General features: G+C 62.6%; 21 protein-coding genes. 16 read left to right on the plus strand and 5 right to left on the minus strand.

Annotated features, from left to right (window positions below; translation table 11 throughout):
• The 6 genes from TU80_RS12760 to TU80_RS12785 all read left to right on the plus strand — a co-directional run bounded on the left by TU80_RS12760 (position 1) and on the right by TU80_RS12785 (position 8,516).
• Entirely contained in the window at positions 1 to 999 is a 999-nt protein-coding gene (locus TU80_RS12760) for an acyl-CoA dehydrogenase family protein (RefSeq protein WP_057004600.1), read from the plus strand.
• A complete protein-coding gene (locus TU80_RS12765) occupies positions 996 to 1,754 on the plus strand; it encodes a PIG-L deacetylase family protein (protein ID WP_017846399.1) in 759 nt (252 codons plus the stop codon). The genes TU80_RS12760 and TU80_RS12765 overlap by 4 nt, the downstream gene beginning before the upstream one ends.
• Positions 1,751 to 2,350, plus strand: coding sequence for an SAM-dependent methyltransferase (locus tag TU80_RS12770; RefSeq protein WP_057004601.1), 600 nt, complete (start codon positions 1,751 to 1,753; stop codon positions 2,348 to 2,350). Before TU80_RS12765 ends, TU80_RS12770 begins: the two co-directional genes overlap by 4 nt.
• Positions 2,351 to 2,553: 203 nt before the next feature.
• Positions 2,554 to 3,315, plus strand: coding sequence for a PIG-L deacetylase family protein (locus tag TU80_RS12775; RefSeq protein ID WP_057004602.1), 762 nt, complete (start codon positions 2,554 to 2,556; stop codon positions 3,313 to 3,315).
• A 244-nt stretch (positions 3,316 to 3,559) separates the two neighbouring features.
• A complete protein-coding gene (locus tag TU80_RS12780; protein WP_057004603.1) occupies positions 3,560 to 6,118 on the plus strand; it encodes an autotransporter family protein in 2,559 nt (852 codons plus the stop codon).
• A 241-nt stretch (positions 6,119 to 6,359) separates the two neighbouring features.
• Positions 6,360 to 8,516: a TonB-dependent siderophore receptor gene (locus TU80_RS12785; RefSeq protein ID WP_082643837.1), complete on the plus strand. Its 2,157-nt coding sequence runs from the start codon at positions 6,360 to 6,362 to the stop codon at positions 8,514 to 8,516.
• A 36-nt stretch (positions 8,517 to 8,552) separates the two neighbouring features.
• Here TU80_RS12785 and TU80_RS12790 read toward each other — a convergent pair whose 3' ends face one another.
• Entirely contained in the window at positions 8,553 to 8,924 is a 372-nt protein-coding gene (locus tag TU80_RS12790) for a hypothetical protein (protein ID WP_057004605.1), read from the minus strand.
• A 200-nt stretch (positions 8,925 to 9,124) separates the two neighbouring features.
• Between TU80_RS12790 and TU80_RS12795 the strand changes: the two genes are divergently transcribed.
• The 4 genes from TU80_RS12795 (at position 9,125) to TU80_RS12810 (ending at position 12,402) form a co-directional block, all read left to right on the plus strand.
• On the plus strand, positions 9,125 to 9,745 hold the full coding sequence (locus TU80_RS12795; RefSeq protein WP_057004606.1) for a LysE family translocator: 621 nt from the start codon (positions 9,125 to 9,127) through the stop codon (positions 9,743 to 9,745).
• Positions 9,746 to 9,959: 214 nt separating this feature from the next.
• On the plus strand, positions 9,960 to 11,426 hold the full coding sequence (locus tag TU80_RS12800) for a DUF726 domain-containing protein (RefSeq protein ID WP_057004607.1): 1,467 nt from the start codon (positions 9,960 to 9,962) through the stop codon (positions 11,424 to 11,426).
• A gap of 383 nt (positions 11,427 to 11,809) precedes the next feature.
• A complete protein-coding gene (locus TU80_RS12805) occupies positions 11,810 to 12,022 on the plus strand; it encodes a hypothetical protein (protein WP_046486048.1) in 213 nt (70 codons plus the stop codon).
• Complete coding sequence (locus TU80_RS12810) at positions 12,019 to 12,402, plus strand: hypothetical protein (RefSeq protein ID WP_046486046.1); 384 nt, start codon at positions 12,019 to 12,021, stop codon at positions 12,400 to 12,402. Before TU80_RS12805 ends, TU80_RS12810 begins: the two co-directional genes overlap by 4 nt.
• A 224-nt stretch (positions 12,403 to 12,626) precedes the next feature.
• On the opposite strand, the gene TU80_RS12815 is transcribed toward TU80_RS12810, so the two are convergent.
• Positions 12,627 to 13,520 carry a LysR family transcriptional regulator gene (locus TU80_RS12815; protein ID WP_057004608.1) on the minus strand — a complete coding sequence of 298 codons (894 nt, stop codon included), beginning with the start codon at positions 13,518 to 13,520 and terminating at the stop codon, positions 12,627 to 12,629.
• Positions 13,521 to 13,614: 94 nt separating this feature from the next.
• On the opposite strand from TU80_RS12815, the gene TU80_RS12820 reads away from it, so the two are divergent.
• The gene (locus tag TU80_RS12820; RefSeq protein ID WP_017846410.1) at positions 13,615 to 14,781 is read left to right on the plus strand and encodes an MFS transporter; all 1,167 of its coding nucleotides are present in this window, start codon (positions 13,615 to 13,617) and stop codon (positions 14,779 to 14,781) included.
• Positions 14,782 to 14,857: 76 nt separating this feature from the next.
• Here the strand turns inward: TU80_RS12820 and TU80_RS12825 are convergent, their stop codons facing one another.
• Entirely contained in the window at positions 14,858 to 15,262 is a 405-nt protein-coding gene (locus TU80_RS12825) for a RidA family protein (RefSeq protein ID WP_017846411.1), read from the minus strand.
• A gap of 143 nt (positions 15,263 to 15,405) precedes the next feature.
• Between TU80_RS12825 and TU80_RS12830 the strand changes: the two genes are divergently transcribed.
• From TU80_RS12830 to dapA, 3 genes are all read left to right on the plus strand, one after another.
• Positions 15,406 to 16,332: a LysR family transcriptional regulator gene (locus TU80_RS12830; RefSeq protein WP_057004609.1), complete on the plus strand. Its 927-nt coding sequence runs from the start codon at positions 15,406 to 15,408 to the stop codon at positions 16,330 to 16,332.
• Between the two features lie 212 nt (positions 16,333 to 16,544).
• Positions 16,545 to 17,027 carry a VOC family protein gene (locus tag TU80_RS12835; RefSeq protein WP_017846413.1) on the plus strand — a complete coding sequence of 161 codons (483 nt, stop codon included), beginning with the start codon at positions 16,545 to 16,547 and terminating at the stop codon, positions 17,025 to 17,027.
• Between the two features lie 363 nt (positions 17,028 to 17,390).
• The gene (dapA, locus tag TU80_RS12840; RefSeq protein ID WP_057004610.1) at positions 17,391 to 18,242 is read left to right on the plus strand and encodes a 4-hydroxy-tetrahydrodipicolinate synthase; all 852 of its coding nucleotides are present in this window, start codon (positions 17,391 to 17,393) and stop codon (positions 18,240 to 18,242) included.
• Here dapA and TU80_RS12845 read toward each other — a convergent pair.
• Both TU80_RS12845 and atzF read right to left on the minus strand, forming a co-directional pair.
• A complete protein-coding gene (locus TU80_RS12845) occupies positions 18,217 to 18,951 on the minus strand; it encodes a GntR family transcriptional regulator (protein ID WP_057004611.1) in 735 nt (244 codons plus the stop codon). The two genes, dapA and TU80_RS12845, sit on opposite strands and share 26 nt — an antisense overlap.
• Before the next feature lie 2 nt (positions 18,952 to 18,953).
• Positions 18,954 to 20,750, minus strand: coding sequence for an allophanate hydrolase (gene atzF, locus TU80_RS12850; RefSeq protein WP_082643838.1), 1,797 nt, complete (start codon positions 20,748 to 20,750; stop codon positions 18,954 to 18,956).
• A gap of 256 nt (positions 20,751 to 21,006) precedes the next feature.
• Here atzF and TU80_RS12855 point away from each other — a divergent pair, with 256 nt between their 5' ends.
• Positions 21,007 to 22,383, plus strand: coding sequence for a pyridoxal-phosphate dependent enzyme (locus TU80_RS12855; RefSeq protein ID WP_057004613.1), 1,377 nt, complete (start codon positions 21,007 to 21,009; stop codon positions 22,381 to 22,383).
• Positions 22,380 to 23,546, plus strand: coding sequence for a cystathionine gamma-synthase (locus TU80_RS12860; RefSeq protein ID WP_057004614.1), 1,167 nt, complete (start codon positions 22,380 to 22,382; stop codon positions 23,544 to 23,546). Before TU80_RS12855 ends, TU80_RS12860 begins: the two co-directional genes overlap by 4 nt.
• The last annotated feature ends 34 nt before the right edge of the window (positions 23,547 to 23,580 follow it).

Consider the following 23,580-nt stretch of genomic DNA (forward strand, 5'->3'; position numbering starts at 1 on the left):
ATGGGCCTGCATGGATTCCTTCAAGGCTACCAAGGCTATGCGGACACGCAGGCCCTGGGCGCGGCCTTGAAGGCGCTGCAGGCCGAGGGGCTGGACCGCCTGCCGCTCCCCGGCAGCGGCCAGACCCTCGAACGGTTCAGCCGCTTGGCCCAGGTCGCCGGACACGACCTGCGCTTGTGCAAGTTGTTCGAAGGTCACACCGATGCCTTGGCAATCATTGCCGAGCTGCGCAGCCCCTTGCCGCCGGAGGGCAGCCTCTGGGGCATGTGGGCGGCAGAACCGCCGACGGCCAGGGTGCGGGCGCGGCGCAACGGCCATCGTCTGGTGCTGCAGGGGCGTAAAGCCTGGTGTTCGGGGGCGGCGGTGGTCAGCCATGGATTGTTGACGGCCTGGGACGAGGAGGATCGCCAGCAATTGGTCGCAGTGGAGATGGGCCAGCCCGGCATCTGCGTGACCGATGAGGGGTGGCAGGCGGTAGGCATGGCGGCCACCGGCAGTGTCGATGTCCTGTTCGAGGCGGCCAGCGGGATTGCCATCGGCAGTCCCGGCGACTACCTCGCCCGCCCCGGCTTCTGGCAAGGCGCCGTCGGTATCGCAGCGTGCTGGTATGGCGCGGCGCAACGCCTGGCTGAAGTGCTGCGCGAGCAGTGCAACAGGCGTGCGGAACCGCATGCCCTGGCCCACCTCGGCGCGGTCGACAGCGCCTTGAACAGTGCCGCCTGCGTGCTGCGCGCCAGTGCGCGGCAGATCGACCGCGCCCCGCTGGCCGATGCCAGGCAACTGGCCCAACAGGTACGCGCGTCTCTCGAAGACACGGTTGAACAGGTCATGCGCCACGTCGGTCGCGCCGCCGGTGCGGGGCCTTTTTGCAAAGATCCGCACTTTGCCCAACTGATGGCGGACCTGCCGGTGTATGTACGTCAAAGCCATGCCGAGCGTGACCTGGCCGCCCTCGGTGAACAGGTTGCCGCCGAGCCACCTGGGAGGTGGCAGTTATGAAAGCCAATCCGATCGTGGGCCAGGGCACGTCGCTGCATCAGTGGCAGACCTCGTCCCACATGGCCGAACTGGCGCCGATCAGCGTCGAACAGTTGGTACCCGAAGGGCATCGCGCAGTGATCATCGCACCGCACCCGGACGATGAAGTGCTGGGCTGCGGCGGCCTGTTGCAAGGCTTGGCCGCGCTGGGTCGGGCGATCCAGTTGATCTCCGTCACCGATGGCAGCGCCAGTCACCCCGGTTCGCGGCGCTGGTCGGTGGAGCGCCTCAGCGTGGTGCGCCCGCAGGAGTCGGCCCAGGCCTTGCACCGCCTCGGCTTGCCGCTGCACCGGTTGAAGTGGCTGCGCGCCGGGTTTACCGACAGCCAGGTCGCCGCCCGCGAAGCGCAGTTGGCCGCGTTCATTGAGCGCCACCTCAAACCCAGGGACGTGGTGTTCACCACCTGGCGCGAAGACGGCCACTGCGACCATGAAGCCGTCGGCCGCGCCAGTGCCAGTGCCGCACTGGCGGTCGGCGCGACCCTGTACGAGTTGCCCGTGTGGACCTGGCACTGGGCAACCCCGGAAGACAGCCAGGTACCGTGGCATCGCGCGCGCAAACTCCCGCTGAGTTGCCAAGTCGTCGCGCGCAAGCGCCATGCCATCCACGCGTTCGCCAGCCAATTGGAGGGCGATCCGCAGATCGGCTTGCCGCCGGTGCTGGCACCGTATGTCGTCGAGCGTTTGCTGCAGCCTTTTGAAGTGGTGTTTGTATGAGCGTGGCGACACCGTATTTTGATCGGCTGTTCGCCGACAACGATGACCCTTGGGCCTTCCGTCAACGCTGGTACGAGCAGCGCAAGCGCGCGCTGACCTTGGCGCTGTTGACCCGCCCGCGTTACGCCGCGATTTTTGAGCCCGGCTGCGCCAATGGTGAACTGAGCGTCGAACTGGCGCCGCGTTGTGACCGCCTGGTGTGCTGCGATACCGCGGCCGCAGCAGTGGCCCTGGCCAAGACACGTCTGATGGGATTTCCCCATGCCCAGGTGCAGCAGAGTCGCCTGCCCGCACAGTGGCCTGACGGCCGCTTCGACCTGATCGTCCTGAGCGAGCTGTGTTACTACCTCGACGCCGATGACCTCACCCGCCTGATCGACTGCGCCCTCGCCGCGCTGAGCGACGACGGTCAACTGCTGGCCTGTCACTGGCGCGCGCCGATCGACGGCTGCCCGCAAACCGCCGCCCAAGTGCATGCGCTGCTCGAGCAACGGCTGGCCATGCCGTGTGTTGCGCGGCACCACGACAGTGACTTCCTGCTCGACCTCTGGAGCCGCGACGGTACGTCGGTCGCCACCCATGAGGGCCTGCGTTGAGCGGCCTGAAACGGGCCCGTTAAAAAAAATCGAAGTTACAAGATGTGAAAGCAGCGAATCCTTGTCTATGCTGAGGACGCCTTGCTGGCAATCCAGGATTGAAATGCCGAGCAATCGCTGCAGCGGAGCCTGCGGCGACTAAAAAGAGCGTCGTCCCGTCCACGGGCTACGACCCAGCATCAATTGACAAGGACGTGCCCGCCATGAAACCCGCCTCCCTCAGCGAAAGCCGCCGCGGTCCAGCGCAGATCTGGAACAGTGCCCCGCAGTTGGCGCAAATCCCCGCCATTCATCCTCACTCGCTGGTGCCTGCGGGTGCGCGAGTGGTCATCGTCGCGCCCCACCCCGGCGATGAAGTGTTGGCCTGTGGCGGTTTGCTGCAACGGCTGAGCACCCTCGAACACCCGATGCTGTTGATTTCCATCACCGACGGCAGCGCCAGCCACCCCGGCTCGAATGTCTGGCCGGCGAGGCGCTTGAGCGTGGTGCGGCCCCAGGAAAGCGTCGAAGCGCTGCGCCGGCTGGGCATGCCGCTGCACAGCCTGAAGTGGATTCGCGGCGGCTTTCGCGATGACGCGCTGGCCGCCAGCGAACACCCCATGAGCCAACTCATCGCCCGATATCTGCAGCCCGGCGATGTGGTCTTCAGCACCTGGCGCAACGACGGCAACGCCGACCACGACGCCGTCGGCCGTGCCAGCGCCAAGGCATGCAGCCTGGTCGGGGCACGTCTGTATGAGCTGCCGATCTGGGCCTGGCATTGGACGGCGCGCGAAGGTTCGATGATCCCCTGGCAGCGTGCGCGCAAGGTGCGCCTCGACACCTGGAGCGTGGCGCGCAAGCTGCATGCGGCCCATGCCTATGCCAGCCAACTGGCCGGAGACCCGGAGATCGGGCTCGCGCCGATGCTCGCCCAGGTGTTGCTGGAGCGGATGCGCGAGCCCTATGAGATCGTGTTCGTCTAGAAATCCACTCGTCTATACCTGTTATTTCTGACAGTGGCGGCCCGTTTGATGTGCGACTAAGGTGCAAAAAACCTGCACTGCTTAAGGCGCAGTCGAGAAAGCCATGCCAACCCTTTGCATTGGCCGATGTTTTCAGAATCGGGTAACCGGTACTCCCTGATCCGTATCGTTCGTTGTTGCCATGGTCCGAACGCACCTGCTTGTCCAGGTGCCGGGAGATGTTCCCTTCGAACGAGGACGGGTCATGCGCGCACCAACATCTTCTTTGTTGTACCTGGGCATCAGCTCAATCCTCGCCGTGACGGCGTGGCCACTCCCCTCTTATGGCGCATGCACGATCAACAACAGCGCCGGCGACGATATCTCCACCTGCGACAGTGCCTCGGCACCGGGGTTTACCGACACCGGTGGCAACAACACCCTGAATATCAGCGGCAGCGGCGCCATCAACGGCAATGTCACCTTTGGTGCGGGTAACGACCTGGTGGACGTGAACGGGCCGACGGCGGCGCTCAACGGTGCGCTGAACCAAGGCGACGGCGCGAATATTTTCCGCCTCAACCTGGGCACCGTCACTGGTTCGGTCGCCCAAGGCGCAGGCGCGGATGTGGTGCAGATCACCGGTGGGCAAGCGGGTGCAATAAGCCAAGGCGGCGGCATCGACAGCTTTGCCATGAGCGGCGGCACCATCGCGTCCCTGGCCCAGGGCGATGGCCTGGACATCTTCAACATGAGCGGCGGGGTCATCACCGGGGCGTTTGAAGATGGCGACCGAGCCACGATGAGAGGCGGCACCATTGGCCGGGTCGATATGAAGCTCGATAACAACGTGTTCGACATGCAAGGCGGCACCATCCTGGGCAATCTGGTCACCGGGTTCGGCAATGACCATATTCTCGTCTCGGGCACCAGTTACATCGGCGGCAACATCAGCACCAGCGGCGGCGATGACTTGATTGAAGTCAGCGGCGGCACGGTCAACGGGCAAATCCTCGCCAGTTTCGGCAAGGACCAGTTGATCTGGCACGATGGCGGCAAGGTCAACGGTTTGATCGTCATGGGCGCCGACGACGACACCGCGCTGCTGAAAAACCTCAACGAAACGTCGCTGTCCTCCAACCCCTTGGTGGATGGTGGCCTGGGTAACGACACGCTCACATTCGACAACACCCAGACCGACGTCCCCGCACGCTATACCGGCTGGGAACAGGTGCTGCTGGATAACGGCTCGGACCTCAAGCTGGGCGGTGACTTCGTGCTGGGCGACAGCGCAACCGGCAGCGGCATCATGAGCCTCGACGGTTCGAGCAAATTGACCGTCACCAGCGGTTCGATCGACCCCTTTACCGCCGGCCAATCCGTCACCTTGAACAACGGCGGCCTGATCGACATGACCACCGGCAGTACCAGCGCCACCGACACCCTGACGGTGAACGGGAACTACAACGGCAACGCTGGCCGACTCGCCTTGCAAAGCGTCTTGGGCAGCGACGGCTCACCCAGCGATTTGCTGGTGATCGGCACGGGCCAGATCAGCGGCACCACCGCTATCAGCGTGACCAATCTCGCCGGGCCGGGGGCCGAAACCGTGCAGGACGGCATCCAGGTGGTCCGCGCAATCAACGGCGCCAGCGGCGCCGGCACCCAGTTCACCCTGGCAAACCGGGTTTCCGCAGGCGCCTTCGACTACTACCTATTCAAAGGGGGCGACAACGCGGGCACGGGCGAAAACTACTACCTGCGCTCTTCAGTGCCGGTGGCGCCGCTGCCGGGCCCGGTGACGCCGCTCCCCGAACCGGTGGTGGGCACCCCTGAACTGCCGACCAATCCGGGCCTCACGCCGATCCCGATCTATCGCCCGGAAGTACCGATCTACGCGGTGTTGTTTCCTGCCGCGCAACAAATCGTACAGGCCATGCTGGGCACCTATCACGAACGCATGGGCGATCAGCGCCAACAACAGCAGACCGGTGCGTTTCCTGCCGGTTGGGGGCGTGTGTATGGCAACAGCAGCCGCCAGAGCTTTGCCGGCACGGTGAGCCCGACGCTGGACAGTTCGATCTCCGCCTTCCAGATCGGTACCGACGTGTACGCGAGCGCTACCGCCAACGGCGCGGTGCAGCGAGTCGGCTTCTTCGTCGGCCACAGTCGCTTGAAAGGTGACGTGAAAGGCTTCAACGGCGGCTGGCAAGACAAGGCCGCTGGCAACACCACCTTGCGCGGTGACAGCCTGGGCGTTTACTGGACACTGATCGGCGCCAACCAGGCCTACCTCGATCTGGTGCTGATGGGCACCCGTTTCGATGGCAATAACGAATCGGACCGTGGGGTGAAGATGAAAACCCGCGGGCATAACGTCGCCGCATCCGTCGAGGTCGGCAGGCCGTTCCAGATGACCGCCGATTGGGTGGTTGAACCGCAGGCTCAATTGATCCTGAGCCGAACCAAACTGGACAGTCAGAACGATGGCATCTCCGACGTGGCCTACAACGCCGACACCAACGTCACCACGCGCCTGGGCATACGCCTGCGCGGCGACTATCAGGTCCGTGGCCTGCCGTTGCAGCCCTACGCGCGGGCCAATATCTGGCACAGCGCCGCCGGGCAGAACACCGTCACCTTTAACCGTGTGACAGACATCGACACCGAACAGAAATCCACCACCCTGGGCCTGAGTCTGGGCGCCACGCTGGAGGTGGCCAAGGGCGTCAGCCTGTACAGCGAAGTCGGCTATAACCGCAACCTGGACAGCCAGATGCTCAACGGCCGACAAGGCACCGTGGGCCTGCGAATGGAATTCTGACGGCGATTTTTTTCGCGGTGCCGTCGATTTGAGCGCCAGCCCATTGGCACCCGCGAGCCCACGCAGCGGCGGATGATTTCGCGCTGGGAGGGTGATCTGTCCCCCCGACAGATGTGAAAAATTTGTTAAGTAATTCTCCCCCAAGTCTTTTTTGCGCGGATTCAATCTGCCACACTCGCGCGAATAATTATCAATACGTTTATTATTCGCCATGGATGGCGCTCGGGGGAGGCTCAGATTCATGTCCGTTCAACAACCTGTCGGTACGCGTTTTTCACCCAGCCTATTGGCATTGGCCATCTGCCTCAGCGGCACCCAGACAACGCTGGCGGCCGATACCGAAAAGGCCGCGGCACCGCTTGAACTGGGCGCCACCGAGATCAGCGGCCAGGCACTCGGCGAGACCACCGAAGGCACCCAGTCCTACACCACCGGTGCTATGGCCACAGCCACCAAGTTGCCGCTGACCATGCGCGAAACCCCGCAGGCCGTGACCGTGATCACCCGCCAGCGCATGGACGACCAGGCCATGACCAGCGTCAACGATGTGGTCAAGAACACCCCCGGCCTGTTCCTCAGCCAGTCCAGCGGCCCCGGCCGGCAGACCTACAGCTCGCGCGGCTTCGACATCGACAACATGATGTTCGATGGTCTGCCCAGCGCCTACTCGGGCTACGCCAACAGCGTGCAGCCCAACCTGGCGATGTTCGACCGGGTCGAAGTGATCCGCGGCGCGACCGGCCTGGTCACCGGCGCCGGCAACCCTTCGGCGGCGATCAACTTCGTGCGCAAGCGCCCCACCGCTACGCCGCAGGTGTCGATCACTGGCGCGGCCGGCAGTTGGGATGACTATCGCATGGAGCTCGATGCTTCCAGCGCCTTGAACGACAGCGGCACCCTGCGCGGCCGCGTCGTCGGCTCGTACCGCGACGCCAACAGCTTCCGCGACAACGAAACCAGCGACCACGGCCTGTTCTACGCGATCAGCGAAGCCGACCTCAGCGAAGACACCACTGCCACCCTCGGTTTCTCCCGGCAGGAAGACCAGACCAACTTCTTCTGGGGCGGCCTGCCCATCGGCACCGATGGCCATCACCTGAACCTGCCCCGCTCCACCAACCCCGGCAGCGACTGGGAAAACAAGGAGCTGACGATCAACACTGTATTCGGCGACGTCCAGCACCGCTTCGACAATGGCTGGAAACTCAACGTCGCCGGCTCCGCGTCGCAGCTGGACGGCGTGTTCACCGGCAGTTACCAATCGCGCTACCAGACCGAGCTGGCGCGCACCGCCTACCAGTCGCATCAGGACGACAAACAGTACGCCTTCGACACCTTCGCCAGCGGCCCGGTCGACGCCTTCGGCCGCACCCACGAAGTGGTGGTCGGCACCAGCAAACGCATCTACGACGCCACCTCCAAGGAATACAGCCCTTACGACACCAATTACCCGCTCAACGGCGCCAAACCCGACTTCCAGCGCAACGGCAAAACCCACACCCTCACCACCCAGGACGGCGTCTACCTGACCACGCGCCTCAACCTGGCCGACCCGCTCAAGGTGATCCTCGGCGCACGCTTGGACTGGTACGACTATGACGACCGTCAAAGCCAGGACGGCGACTACAAAGTCACCCGCAACCTGACGCGCTACGCCGGGGTGATCTACGACCTCGACGAGCACCACTCGGTCTACGCCAGCTACACCGACATCTTCAACCCGCAAAGCAGCAAGGACCTCTCGGGCAAGGTGCTGGAACCGATCGTGGGCGAAAACTACGAAGTCGGCATCAAGGGCGAATATTTCAACGGTGCGCTCAACGCCAGCCTGGCGGTGTTCCAGATCGACCAGAAAAACCGCGCCACCACCGCCGCCACCCAGGCTGGTTGCCCGGTGCTCACCTGCTACGCAGCCGCCGGCCTGGTGCGCAGCCAGGGCATCGACCTGGAACTGCAAGGCGCCCTCACCGAAAACTGGCAAGTCGGCGGCGGCTTCACCTACACCCGCGCGCATTTCATCAAGGACAGCGACCCGGCCAATGACAACCAGCGCTTCAGCTCCGATACACCGGAGCGCCTGTTCAAACTCACCACGTCCTACCGCTTCCAGGGCCCGCTGGAAAAACTGCGCATCGGTGGCAACGTCTACTGGCAGAGCCGCATGTACAACGACATCGCCCTCACCAACGGCAGCTATCGCCTGGAGCAAGGCAGCTACGCGGTGGCGGACGTGATGGCCGGTTACCAACTGAACCAGCACCTGGACCTGCAAGTGAACGCCAACAACATCTTCGACCGCACCTACTACTCGGCGATCGGCAACAGCACGATCTGGGGCTCCACCGACACCTACGGCAACCCGCGCAGCTTTGGGGTGACGGCGAAGTACAGTTTCTGACGCTGATGAGGCCGCTCGGGTAGCCGTTCTCGATCTTCAGGCAGGCGCAAAAGACGCACGAACGCGGGTTTCATCCGTGCTCTGCGAACTGCTGAGCTGACCGGCTTCATTGAGCACCTTCAACGCGCCATCGACCTCCACCGTAAAGCCGTATTTCGTGCCGGCCAAATCCGGATAAGTCGCCGCCAGCGTTGACTGGAATGTCTTGAACGTGGCGTTCAGCACGCTTTGCGCGCCTTTGGCGATCTCGATGATCCGAGGAAGCGCTCGTGATGCCGAGCGGCCGACCCACGTATCGATAGCCTCCAGCGACTGCATTGGTTCAGCGTCTGCGCTGGGATGGTAGACAGCCGCCGGGCCGGCGCTGGCCACGGCGTCCTTCGCGAGGTCCGTCAGAGGCTTGGCCACGAGTATCTGGTCGGCAGGCGTAAGGTGGTATTGGCGGGCGGGATATAGGTAGAACTGAGGGTAAGTACCATTTCATCGGTCCATGATTGAGTGGTTCACAGCGGTTATCGACGTCAAGGGGGCAAACTTTAGGACATGGATTGTCTTCCCCCCTCAAGCCCCTTTATCCTCGACCCTCCCCGCCAGAACCCGGAACCGCCATGGACCTCACCACCCTCGTCCTCTTCCTACCCGCCTGCTTCGCCCTGAACATGGCACCCGGTCCCAACAACCTGCTGTCCGTCAGCAACGCCACGCGCTACGGCTACCGCACTGCCTGCCTCGCCGGCATCGGCCGCCTGCTCGCCTTCGCCGGCATGATCGCCCTCGCCTCCGCCGGGTTGGCGGTGGTGCTGCAAACGTCGGAGTTGTTGTTCTACGCGATCAAGATCGTCGGTGCGGCGTATCTGTTCTATCTGGCGTTGCAACTGTGGCGGGCCGATCCGCAGGCGCAGAGCGAATCGGTTACGGCCAAGGTAGGAACATGGGCGTTGGCGCGTCAGGAGTTTCTGGTAGCGGCGGGCAACCCGAAAGCCATCCTGATCTTCACCGCCTTTCTCCCGCAGTTCGTGGTGCCCGGCCAGCCCATCACCCCACAGTTCGCCCTGCTCGGCGCACTGTTCCTGGTGCTGGAATGGATCGCCATCAGCCTCTACGCCTATATGGGCCTGCACATGCGCCGCTGGTTCGCCGAGCCACGGGGCAAGCGGTTGTTCAATCGCTGCTGCGCGGGGTTGTTGTCTGCGGCGGCGACGGTGTTGCTGATGGCGCGGAGGGCTTGAATGGCGTTCTCAAGGCGGCGGGATACGCGCGGTGTTGCCTGTCGGCCTCATGGGTTGCTAACACCGCGTTTTCGGGACGAATAAGCAGCAAGCCACGTTCAGGCCCTACTGAGTAGAGGTCTAGCCCCGCGCCTTTGTACCTAAACATCCGTTTACAACAGCAATAGCCAAATGCCACCATTCGCTCATCTACGATTTGCTACAAGGACGTCGCGTGAGCCACAACTTCAAGTTCTTGACCCTGCCCCACCGCTCCGGCGAGGTCGCCAACATCTTTATCCACGGCTACTCAGCCGGCCACGATATAGAAGACCGGTGCGCGCTGAGCAAATGTATCCCGTCATCCCTCCACGAGTGCATCAACATCTTTGCGTTCTGGCCTTCCGGTCATTGGAGCCAGTTCGATAAGTTATCCAGCAGTAGCGTGGCGGCAATGGCTCGGTTGAACATCTTCGCGGGTACCGCGGCAGCAGTGGCCGATCGCGCCGTCCACTTCAACACCAGCCGCAAGCGCGCCACCGCCATGGGCAAGACACTGCTCTCGCAACTTGAGGGCTACCTGCTCAAACATCACCCCTACGTGTCGAAGGTCAATCTGGTCGGGCACTCGCTCGGCGGGCGGGTCGTCGTGAGTGCGCTACTCGATCTACTCGACAGGCCAACTGATCACGATCTTGAAATTGGCGATGTGTTGTTGATGGCGGCGGCTGCCGAATTGTCGGGAGACGAGGCTCGAGCCATCCGCAAACGCACAAACTGCAGGCTGTACAATGCTTACTCAAAAGATGACGACGTTCTGCGGTTGAATATGGGCGAAAGCAGCGCGGGTCGCCAGCCAATCGGTAACTGCAAAAACGTTCGGATGGAGTCCTTCGGTCATACAGACTATTGGCCGCGTCTGGAGCAAGTACTCAGGGCATCAGGCTTCCATGGCTACAAAAGTGGCCTGCCGGCGTCGAATCAGCCCCAACTGATCATCAAGAATCCCGATCCGGTCGTGACCGACCATTTCATTTATGACCTGCTCGAACTGACCAGCGATCGAATCCGCAATCAAGTCGCCAAGCACCTGCGTAGCAGCAGTTGGACGACCCTTGAGACCGACCATTCACTGTATCTGCTGACCAAGGAATTCCAACTACTGGGCGGCCACTGCTTGGCCAACCTGGCGCGTAGACGCGGTCTCAAGTATCTACAGATCCTGCTCATGCTGACAGAACACTACGACTTGGTAGACGAGTTGCACGATTGTGCTCGGGTGATTGAGATGGAGGGGTTGCTCATCAGCAAATGCTTCCACTCTTCTTTCGGTGAGGGTCATGTACTCGCGTCAAAACACGACATTGCCCAGCATTTGGAGGTCATGTCCGAGAAAGCTTACTTTGAGCAGGTCGATGCGTTGGCGGCAAGCCTGACCGTTACGTCTTACTTCTCGACCCCTAGCGCACCGGCCCCTGTGTATCGCAAGGCGCACTCAACGCTGACCAGTAAGAACAAGGAGTTAACGCTGGCATCTGCAACGCGATTGCCCTCCCTCACTCATCTGGTTTCGACCGAGCGCATCAAGGCGGCGGTTACGAACCTGAAAAGTGCAGTCAAGCCCGGCTACTCGGCCTTGATTCCCGCGGTTGCGATTCTCTTCTATGCGCGCTTGAAGCTGAATAACGAAGGGCTGCTCTAACCCTAGCGTGCTCAATGGCTGTGCCTCGCCCTCGACACCTCAAACTGTTATTTGAGTACCGCGAAGTGCAGATCATTAATCATTGAGGGGATTGGGAATGACTGGCAGGGCATACGCGGTCAGGCAAGGATGCCTTAAAACTAAAGAATGGTGGGCGACAGCCGACAACCTGAGCGTGCGAAGGGGGATTTTAGAAGCCCAACCAAGTATCAGACAAGCAAAGTACGCAGGATCGCGATGGGATTTCAAACTGGAAGATCAGCAACTCACGCGACGGACATGGATGCTCAATCGACGCTTTCCGGATCATTCCGGGGTACGGCCTTTAGTGCAGACCCGACAAACATATTCTAAAAACCAACACAACCCACATAAGGCCGCACATGATTATTGTCGTAATAGCCGGAATTATTTTAGCCGTCGTTATGTTCAAGCTATTGCTTCCACTTTTAGGGGAAATGGTAGGGGTGATAATCGGCGGGCTGCTGCTACTTGGCGCAATTGCTTTGTGCGTAGCTTTTCCACCGATCATTATTCTTTTTTTGATCATCGGGTTCATTATTGCCGGCAATAAAAAAACGAAGGACAAGCAATGAGCGTAACGACAGAGAAAGAACTAGCCGACGCGGTAAACCGTAATGAAGACACCATCGTGATTGAAGGCGATCTTGCAAAAAAAACCATTCGGATAAAGGCTACCGGCACGGTTGCATGGGCTGTGGCCATTGGTTCTATATGCATAGTCTTTTATGGCGTCATAGCCACCGTCGGTACGGGTGGTGTTGCCACACCGGTTGCTGGCTTCGCAGCGGTTGCCGGGTCAGGCGGAGCCCTCAGCGTTCTAGGGGCCGCAGCAACTTCGGCGGCTATATCCATGGCCGTTTCGGTGAGAAGCCTTAGTGTGTTAAAAAAGTTAAGAGGCAACTATAAGATAGTGAGTGAATCGGACAACAAAGTCACGCTTAAGCGCAGCTAAAACAGTGCTTCGCAGTTGGCCCCGGCACTTCACCCAAAACGACCACTTCCGAGCCAATAAGTTTATTGCTCGGCGGTCGAATACAATTCATGTTCGGTACTTCATCAGCTGCTGCGCAACATTCTATTAGCACTCGAATGAGTTTGGATTCGGGTGTTGGTCACTATTTGCTTAATGCAAACAGCATCGCGCGAGTACCCGCAAGGATCAGCTAACGCCAGCACCTACATCCGATGATGTTCCAGCAGGAAGTCCACGAACAACCGCACCCGCGCCGGCATTGCCGAGCCACCCACGAACACCGCATGAATCGGTTCCTCGTCGCCGGGGTTCCAGGTTTCCAGCAGCGGTATCAGATCGCCACGCTGCAGGTCCTCGCTCACGCTGAATTCGCCGATACGCGCAATGCCGGCACCTACTCGCGCGAGTTGGGCCAGCGCTTCGCCACTGCTGCATTCGATGTTGCCGCTGACCTTCAGGGAAAACGCTTTTCCGTCGCGGATGAATGGCCAGTTGGGTTCGGCACGTCGGAAGTTGAAGCGTAGGCAGTTGTGCCGCAGTAGATCCTCCGGTTCCAGGGGGATGCCGTGGCGCTGCAGATACGCGGGCGATGCCACCACTACCTGGCCGGTGGCGCCGATCCTGCGTGCGGTCAGCGGGCTGTCGGGCAGATAACCAAAACGTACCGCCACGTCGGCCTGGCCGCCGAGAATGTCGACCACTTCGTCGCCGAGGGTGAGGTCGACGACGATGTTCGGGTAGCGCGCGCTGAATGCCGCCACCAAGGGCACGATGGCCAGCCGCCCATGACCAAGCGCGGCGCTGACGCGCAATCGCCCCCTTGGGACGCCCTGGTCGGCGATGGCTTCTTCGACCTCGGCCATGTCGGCCAGGATGCGCCGGGCACCGCGCAGGAACGCCTCACCCTCGGCGGTGAAGGTGAGCGATCGGGTGGTGCGCAACAGCAGCCGAGTGCCAAGACGCTGTTCAGTACGGGCGATGATCCGACTGACCGCCGAGGGTGTCAGCCCCAATGTCCGCGCGGCGGCCGACAGGCTGCCTTCCTGCGCCACGCTGACGAACACGCCCATTTCACCCGATCTGCCGTTGAAGTCCATTTGTGCCCCTTACGCAAAGGTGATTGCCAAAAATGCTATCTACCGCCTGAAAAGGCTGAATCGTAGCATTGGCGGCATAGATAAGGAGCCTTCCATGCGTATCAATCCACCACTTGTCGCACTCGCCATGGGTGCCTTTGGCATCGGCGTTACCGAGTTCGCCCCCATGGGCATGTTGCCGGGCATCGCGGCGGATCTCGGTGTTTCCATTCCCGCCGCAGGTCTGTTGGTCAGTGCATACGCCCTGGGCGTACTGCTCGGCGCGCCGCTGATGACCCTGACCACCGGCAGGATTCCACGGCGCTATCTGCTGATCGGACTCATGGCGATTTTCACCCTGGGGAATCTGATGTCAGCCCTGGCGACCGATTACTACAGCCTCATGGTCGCCAGGGTGGTGACCTCACTGAACCACGGTGCGTTCTTTGGCGTCGGCGCCATCGTCGCCGCCAGCGTGGTTGCCCCGCAGAAACGTGCCGGAGCGGTTGCGGCCATGTTCATGGGCCTGACCCTGGCGACCATCGGCGGTGTGCCGCTGGCCGCCTGGTTCGGCGAACTGTTCGGCTGGCGCAGCGCATTCTGGGGGATTACCGGCCTCGGTGTGGTGGCCATGGCTGCGTTATGGTTCGCCCTGCCCAACCTGCCGGCGCCGCAAAGCGGCGGTGTACTGGCCGAAATTCGGGTATTGGGCCGTGGCCCGGTGCTGGGGGCGCTGGCCCTCACTGTCGTCGGCTCGGGGGCAATGTTTACCGTCTTCACCTACATCGCGCCGATCCTCAGCAGCGAGACCCACGCGTCCACCGCCTACATCACCGCCATGCTGGTGCTGTTCGGTGTCGGGTTGACGCTGGGCAACATGTGGGGCGGCAAGGCCGCCGACCGCTCGATAGATCGCACCCTGATCGTTTCGCTGAGCGTGCTTATTCTCGTCTTGCTCGCGTTCACCGTACTGATGCGTTGGCCGCTGCCGGCCGCCGTTGCCATCCTGATATGGGGTATCGCCAGCTTCGCCCTGGTGCCGCCGCTGCAGATGCGCGTCATGGAAGCGGCCAAGGACGCGCCCAATCTGGCCTCGGCGGTGAACATCGGTGCCTTCAACTTAGGCAACGCGATTGGTGCGGCGCTGGGCGGAGCGGTGATCAATGCCGGGCTGGGTTATCCGGCGATTTCCCTGGCCGGGGCAGCAATGGCGGGGCTGGGGCTGCTGATGGTGTTGGCTTTTGCCTGGCGTTCCAGAACACTTGCAACTGCGGCAGTGTGACGTGCGCGCTGTCACAGCCCAACGGTTCAGGATGAAGCGCTTTCGGTACCGCGCCCTTGCGTAATCACTGGCCAGATCATCCCCCGGTGCCTTCCGGCAGCTTGGCAATCACCTTGATCTCGAACTGGTAACCATACAGCCACGTGACACCCACGCCGGTCAGCGTCGGGTGTGGCGCCCGGCCCCAGAACTCCGGCACAACCTTCCAGATCGTCTCGAACGTCGACTCGGGATCGACGATGAAGACGGTGACGTCAATCACATCGTCGAAGGTGCAACCGGCAGCGACCAGGATTGCATTCAGGTTGGTGAACGCGCGTCGGACCTGGGCCTCCAGATCGGGTTCGGGCGAGCCGTCTTCGTGGCTGCCGACTTGCCCCGACACAAATAAAAAACCATTGGACTTGATCGCCGGCGAATAGCGATTGCGCTCGTAAAGCGCCTGGCGTCCAGGTGGAAAAACAACATCACGCTGCGTCATAGGTGCCTCCATCAATGGGTCAAAGCCGACCCGGAACTAACGATGCAGAGACTGTATGGACTTGTACCTGGGCGATAAACACGCAACCTTAGCCAGCACTGTTTGTAAAATCCAAACAATCCAATCGAGAGCGGGGGTTAGCAATGGACCGTTTTGATGCGATGCAGGCGTTTGCTCGCGTGGTGGAAACTGGCAGCTTCACCAAAGCGGCCGAAACACTGCACATGAGCAAGACCACCGTGACACAACTGGTACAGCAGTTGGAGGCACGGTTGCGGGTTAAATTGCTTAACCGCACCACGCGCAAAGTCAACGTCACGGCCGACGGTGCAGTCTATTACGAGCGAGTGTTACGACTGCTGGCCGACATGGACGACGCCGAGACCAGCCTGTCCGGCGCCTCGACGCTGCCCAGGGGGCGATTACGAGTGGATGTGCCAAGCCCGCTGGCCAGCATGATTCTAGTCCCCGCATTGCCCGAGTTTTACCTGCGCTACCCGGACATCCAGATCGACATGGGCGTCAGCGACCGGATCGTGGATATGATCGGTGAGAACATCGATTGCGTGGTGCGCGGCGGCGAGATAAAGGATCAGTCGCTGATGGCCCGGAAGGTTGGCGACCTCCAGCTTGGCGTTTTCGCCGCACCGAGCTACCTGGCCCGCGTCGGTATCCCCGCGCATCCGCGGGAGCTGGAAGATTCGCAACACCGTATCGTCGGCTTCTTGTGGGCGCGCACCGGTAAAGCGCTGCCCTACTCCATGCGCAACCACGCTGAGAGCCTCCAGGTCAAAGGCCGCTATGCGCTGGCAGTCGACGATGGCAACGCCTACCTCGCGGCCGGCCTGGCCGGGCTGGGTGTGCTTTGGCTGCCCAAGTACATGTCCACGACCTACGAAGCACGCGGCGAATTGGTGCCCCTGTTCAAGGGCTGGCGTCTCGATCCGATGCCGATCTACGTGGCATTTCCGCCGAACCGGCATATCAGCATCAAGGTGCGCGTGTTCATCGATTGGGTCGCGCAGCTGATGGCGCAGCATGCGCCTGTCAGCGAGCAACGTGGTTCGTGACGGTGGCGTTGAGGGCGCGCAGACGTTTTGCTCATCTGCGCGTTCTTCGTCCTTGACGATCGGCTTGAGAGAATCGTGGGTGTTGCTGGCCCCAGCATGCTGATTTTGTATGCGGCCTCTGTCGGCGAGGCCGCGGTACTCGGTTCGCAACACCGCATCCGCCCTTCACCCTGATCTAAACTCCACACACCCATTCACCGTGGAGACCGAACATGAACAACAAAAACACCCTGTGCCTCTGGTACAACGGCACCGCCCTGGACGCTGCGACGTTTTATGCCAAGACCTTCCCGGACAGTGCGGTGAAAGCGTTACACCGCGCGCCGGGGGATTATCCCGCAGGTAAACAAGGCGACATTCTGACCGTCGAGTTCACCGTGCTGGGCATCCCGTGTCTCGGCCTGAATGGCGGTCCGGCATTCCCGCACACCGAGGCGTTTTCCTTTCAGGTGGCTACCGATGACCAGGCCGAGACTGATCGGCTGTGGAACGCCATCATCGACAACGGTGGCCAGGCCAGTGCCTGCGGTTGGTGCAAGGACAAGTGGGGCCTGTCGTGGCAGATCACGCCGCGTGTGTTGTCGGCCGCCGTGACCCATGCCGACCCGGCGACGGCCAAGCGAGCCTTCGAGGCGATGATGACCATGACCAAGATCGACATTGCCGCGATTGAGGCCGCAGTGGCTAATCCCTGACCGACAACGATCGTTTCACCGCCCAGGCACTGTTCAAGTGCCTGGGCCGTGCAACCTGCCGGTAACTACGCAGGGCTTGACACATTTACTCACACCCCCTGAAGATGGAGCCCTCATTCAGGGTGTGTCAGCTCATGCTTGCAACGTCTTTCGTTAACCTTTCCGTCATTGGCTTGATCGCCAAGGCGCAAGGTTGCGTTGCGCGCGCCCTCAAATCGAAGAAACAGTCGCTCATGTGACCGGGGCGCGCTGTCCCGTCAGATGAGCTGACAGGACATTGAGCGCGACGGACACCCTGCTCTTGCACAATTCCTTCTGCCCTTCTGACGGTGACTTAATCGGTCAATCATCAGGAGAGAGTGCATGTCAGCGTTTCAAGGTATCTGGGTTCCCGTGGTCACGCCGTTTCAGGACGGCGCCATCGACTTTATCGGCTTGCGCCGGCTGGTTGAGCATCTGCTGGAAAAGCACGTGGCCGGGATCATGGTCTGCACCACCACGGGCGAAGCCGCGGCGTTGAGCCGCCAGGAACAACTGGCGGTGCTGGATGCGGTGTTGCAGTGGGTGCCGGCGCACCGCGTGGTGATGGGCCTGGCGGGATATAACCAGATTGAGCTGTTGCAGTTCCAGGGCGAAATCCTCAAACGCCCGGTGGCCGGGCTGTTGGTGCCGGCGCCCAGCTATATCCGTCCGTCCCAGAGCGGCCTTGAAGCGTTCTTCCGCACGGTGGCCGACGCCTCCGGTGTGCCGATCATTCTCTATGACATTCCCTATCGCACCGGCGCGACCTTCGAACAGGCCACGCTGCTGAACATCGTCGCCCATCCGCGCATCGTCGCGGTCAAGGACTGTGGCGGCAACCTGGGCAATACCCTGGCGCTGCTGGCCAGTGGGGCGGTGGATGTGCTGTGTGGCGAGGACATCCAGATCTTTAACGCGTTGTGCCTTGGCGCCACTGGGGCGATCGCAGCGTCGGCACATGTACACACCGAGCGGTTCGTGGCGCTGTGGCAGCAGGTGCGGGATAACCAGTTGAGCGAGGCGCGGCAGACGTTTTTCCAGTTGCTGCCGTTGATCGATACGTTGTTTATGGAGCCCAACCCGGCACCGGTCAAGGCGGCGCTGGCCTTGCAGGGGCTGATCGGCAGTGAATTGCGCGCACCGATGCAGCGGGCCGGCGATGCCACCGTCAGCCGTCTGCAAGCGTTGCTGTGAAGCCGGTTGATTGAGTGTCCCGCGCCACCTGCAACCGGTGCAACGTGATGTTGCGCACCTGCTGCTTGCTCAGTTCGATATGCCGCTTGAGCAGCTGCTGCGCCTCTTCACCGCGCCGTTGCAGGATAGCGTCGAGTATCTGCGCGTGTTCTTCGTAGGTCGCCGCGATCCGCGATGCCTGGGTAAAGTCGAGCCGGCGGATGATGCGGATTTTTTCCGTAATGGCGTAGTGCATGCGCGCCATTTCGCGGTTGCCGGTGGCTTCCACCAGGGCGCAGTGAAAGCGCTCGTCCAGCGCGGACACCTCCTGGGTGTCCTGCTGGCGTTCGCCCTCCTCCACCTGCCAGATCGCCTGTAACCCTTGCAACAGCGCAGGGCGCGGTTCATCCATCAGGCATAAACGGTTGACCGCCGCCAGTTCCAGAATGATCCGCAGGTCATACAGCTCTTCGAAGTAGGTGAAGTCGAACGGTTTCACCTGCCAGCCACTGCGGAAGTACACCTCCAGGTAACCTTCCTTCTCCAGACGATAGAGCGCCTGACGCACCGGGGTGCGGCTGACGTTCATGCGCTCGGCCACTTCGCCTTCGCTGAAGCGGTCGCCCGGCAGCAGGCGAAAGTCGAAGATATCCGCCTTGAGCTGCGCGTAGATGCGTTCGGCCAGGCTGTCGGGGCGCGCCTTGGGATTTTTCAGGGTTGAGCCCGGCATGCTTAGCCCCGGCTCGCGATAAAGGCGCGCCAGCCGCCGAATTCGGTGATGTCGAGCGCATCGGCCAGGGCCCAGGGTTCGCAGATAAAGCCTTTGACGCTGCGCCCGTCGGTCAGGCTCAGGTTGCCAATGCCCAGCGGTGCGGGGACTTCGGCGACGAACTCGCCAAAGCGGGCGATGGGCATGTCCCACAGCTCGACGATGATCGAGCGGCCGCTGTCCGCCCTGGCCAGCCCAGGCTTGGGCGGCACGGTGCCCGGTAGCGCGTAGAGTCGATAGCTGTCGGCGGTCAGCGTTTGCTCCACCAGCACCGCATTGCGCGTGGTCAGTTGGAAATTCAGCGGCATGCCGCTCAGGTGCGCGCCGACCACCGCCAGGCGCACGCTGCCGGGCGCGGGGGTTGGTGCGGCCGGTGCGGGCAACTCGCGCGCAGTGGCGCCCAGCGGCAGGCCGAGGCCGGCTTGCCAGCGCTTGCCCAAATGGGCCAGGGCCGTGTCATGCCAGGCCGGCGCCAACAAGGTGACGCCGCTGGGCAAGCCATCTGCGCGCAAGCCGGCGGGCAGCGCCAGCGCGCACAGGTCCGCCAGGTTGGTGAAGTTGGTGTAATAGCCGAATTGCGAGTTGTAGCGCACCGGCTCCAGCGCCATCTCGGCCTGGGTGCGAATCGTCGGCGAGGTCGGCACCAGCAATGCGTCGAAGCCCGCCAGCGTGTCGTTGATACGCCGGCTCAGGTCGGCGCGCAGGTATTCGGCTTTGTAGGCGTCGCAGGCGCTGTACTCAAGCCCGTTTTCGACGATGCCGCGCACCACCGGGTTGATCGCGTCCGGCTGCTGTTCAAGCATGCTGTGCAGGGCGACCGTGCGCTCGGCGACCCATGGGCCGAAATACAACTGGTCCGCCAGCGCCTTGAACGGGCTGAAATCCACTGGGGTGATCTGCGCACCCAACGCCTTGAAGCGCTCGACGGCCTGCTCGAATACGGCCTGGTTCTGGGTATCGCCGAAGAACTCCAGGGTCGCCGGAATGGCGAGTTTGATCGCACGCCCCACCGCCACCGGCGCGGTATGGGGGTTGGCGCGGGAATAAGCGTCGCTCGCGTCGTAGCCTTCGGCCACTTGCGCCACGGATTCGGCGTCTTCCACGGTCAAGGCAAACACCGAGATGCAATCCACCGTGCGGCACGCAGGCACCAGGCCGGTATTGGACAGGCGGCCTTTGCTGGGTTTTAACCCGACGATGTTGTTGAACCCCGCCGGCACCCGACCGGAGCCGGCGGTGTCGGTGCCCAGGGAGAACGCCACCAAACCCCGGGCGACCACCGAGGCGGAACCGGAGCTGGAACCGCCGCTGACATACGCCGGATTGAAGCTGTTGACCACCGCGCCATACGGCGAGCGGGTGCCCACCAGGCCGGTGGCGAACTGATCGAGGTTGGTCTTGCCCATCAGGATCGCACCGGCCGCACGCAGCTTGGCGACGACGCTCGCATCCGACGCCGGGGCGTAGGCAAATTCCGGACACGCCGCCGTGGTCTCCCAACCGGCCGCGTCGATGTTGTCCTTGATCGCAAACGGCACGCCATACAACGGCAACTGGGTCATATCGCCCCCGACCGCCGCCAGCCGCTCGCTCAATTGCGCCAACTGCGCCGTCAGTTGTTCAGGCCGCGCACGGGCGATCCAGGCGTTGTCGGCGGCGGCGTATTGCGCGGCCAGGGTCAGCACGATGTCCGGGGTGATCGTCCCGTTGCGATAGGCCTCACGCCATTCGCCGAGGGTCCAGCCGATAACGCTGTGCATAAGGGTCTCCATCTTGTATCCAAGTTTGGATTTGTTTCTAGCAAACCCCAGGCCAGCTGCGCACACCCAACGATTGCGCGGGTTCGCGCCCAGGCGGCGCGGCAAGACTGCCCACCGATGGCGCACCGAGCCTTCGCTCATGCGCCAAAAAAAGACAGCCGGCCGACCGCGCAGTTGCGACCCGTGCAATAGCGGCCTATGTTCCAAGCCACGCTTTGCCGTTTGCTGTCCCCCCACCCTACACCCAGGTGACGACATGCCCACGCTTGCCCGCCCCGCCGTGCTTGAACTGATCGGCAACACTCCGCTGGTGCGGATCAGCCGCTTCGACACCGGCCCCTGCACGCTGTTTCTCAAACTCGAATCGCAAAACCCCGGCGGCTCGATCAAGGATCGCATCGGCCTGGCCATGATCGACGCCGCCGAGCGCGACGGCCGTCTGCGCGTCGGCGGCACGATTGTCGAAGCCACCGCCGGCAACACCGGGCTGGGCCTGGCGCTGGTGGGCCGGGCGAAAGGCTACCGGGTGGTGCTGGTGGTGCCCGACAAGATGTCCACCGAAAAGGTGCTGCACCTTAAGGCCATGGGCGCCGAAGTGCATATCACCCGCTCCGATGTCGGCAAGGGCCACCCCGAGTACTATCAGGACGTCGCTGCGCGCCTGGCCAAGGACATCCCGGGCTCGTTCTTCGCCGACCAGTTCAATAACCCGGCCAACCCGCTCGCCCACGAAACCAGCACCGCGCCGGAGCTCTGGGCGCAGACCGAGCATGACCTCGACGCGATTGTGGTCGGCGTCGGTTCGGCCGGCACGCTCACCGGGCTGACGCGCTTCTTCAAGCGGGTGCAGCCGGCGCTGGAGATGGTGCTGGCCGACCCCGTCGGTTCGGTGATGGCCGAGTACAGCCGCAGCGGCACCCTGGTCACCCCGGGTTCCTGGGCGGTGGAAGGCATCGGCGAAGACTTCGTCCCCTCGATTGCCGACCTGTCCAGCGTGCGCCACGCCTACTCCATCAGCGATGAAGAGAGCTTCGACCACGCCCGCCAGTTGCTCAAGGCCGAAGGCATTCTCGGCGGCTCGTCCACCGGCACCCTGCTCGCCGCAGCCTTGCGCTACTGCCGCGCACAGACCGCGCCCAAGCGCGTGGTCAGCTTCGTCTGCGACACCGGCACGCGCTACCTGTCGAAGGTCTACAACGACCAATGGATGAGCGACGCGGGCTTGCTGCACTACAAGCACTACGGCGACCTGCGCGACCTGATCGCCCGGCGCTTCGAAGACGGCCGCGTGATCAGCGTCAGCCCCGACGACACCCTGCTCACGGCCTTCCAGCGCATGCGCCTGGCCGATGTCTCGCAATTGCCGGTGCTGGTGAATGGCCAGGCACTGGTGGGTGTGATCGACGAATCCGACATCCTGCTGGGCCTGCACCACGACGCCGCGGACTTTTCCATGATCGTCGCCAGCGCCATGACCGAAACCTTGCACACCCTCGACCCCAGCGCCAGCCTCGCCGAGTTGCAGGCGGAGCTGGATCGCGGCCTGGTCGCCATCATCGCCGACGCGTCGGGCTTCCATGGCCTGATCACCCGTGTCGACCTGCTCAATCACCTGCGGAGATCCCTTGCATGAGTCAGCCCGATAAAAGCGCGTTTGCCACCCGTGTGATCCACGCCGGGCAATCCCCCGACCCGACCACCGGCGCGCTGATGCCGCCGATCTACGCCAATTCCACCTACCGGCAAGACAGCCCCGGCGTACACAAGGGCTTCGACTATGGCCGCTCCCACAACCCCACGCGGTTCGCCCTGGAGCGCTGCGTGGCCGACCTGGAAGGCGGCCGCCAGGCGTTTGCCTTTGCCTCGGGGCTGGCGGCGATTTCCACCGTGCTGGAGTTGCTGGATGCCGGCAGCCATGTCGTCTCCGGCAACGACCTGTATGGCGGCACCTTCCGCCTGTTCGACAAGGTGCGCCAACGCAGCGCCGGGCATCGTTTCAGTTATGTCGACTTGAGCGATGTGCAAGCGTTTGAAGCCGCGTTGCAGGACGACACGCGCATGGTCTGGGTCGAGACGCCCAGCAACCCGCTGCTGAGCCTGACCGACCTCAGCGCCATCGCGCGCATCTGCCGCGCCCGCGGCATCCTCTGCGTGGCCGACAACACCTTCGCCAGCCCGTGGATCCAGCGCCCGCTGGAGCTGGGTTGCGACATCGTGGTGCATTCCACCACCAAATACCTCAATGGCCACTCCGACGTGATCGGCGGCATCGCAATTGTCGGTGACAACCCCGAACTGGCCGAGCGCCTGGGCTTCCTGCAGAACTCGGTCGGCGCCATCGCCGGGCCGTTCGACGCCTTCCTGACCCTGCGCGGCGTGAAAACCCTGGCCCTGCGCATGGAGCGCCATTGCAGCAATGCACTGGACCTGGCGAGCTGGCTCGAACACCAACCGCAGGTGGCGCGGGTTCACTACCCGGGCCTGGTCTCGCACCCCCAGCACGCCCTGGCACGTCGGCAGATGCGCGGGTTTGGCGGGATGATTTCGGTGGTATTGAACAGCGACCTGGCCGGCGCCAGGCGTTTCCTGGAACACGTCAAACTCTTCGCCCTGGCCGAAAGCCTCGGCGGCGTGGAAAGCCTGATCGAACACCCGGCGATCATGACCCATGCCAGCATCCCGGCAGCGACGCGGGCGCAATTGGGCATTGGCGATGGGTTGGTGCGGTTGTCGGTGGGGGTTGAAGATGTGGAGGACTTGCGCGCAGACCTCGCGCAAGCCTTGGCCTATATCTAATGTGGGAGGGGGCTTGCCCCCTCCCACACTGGGT

Source organism: Pseudomonas veronii, assembly GCF_001439695.1.
In the GTDB taxonomy this organism is placed as follows: Bacteria; Pseudomonadota; Gammaproteobacteria; order Pseudomonadales; family Pseudomonadaceae; genus Aquipseudomonas; species Aquipseudomonas veronii.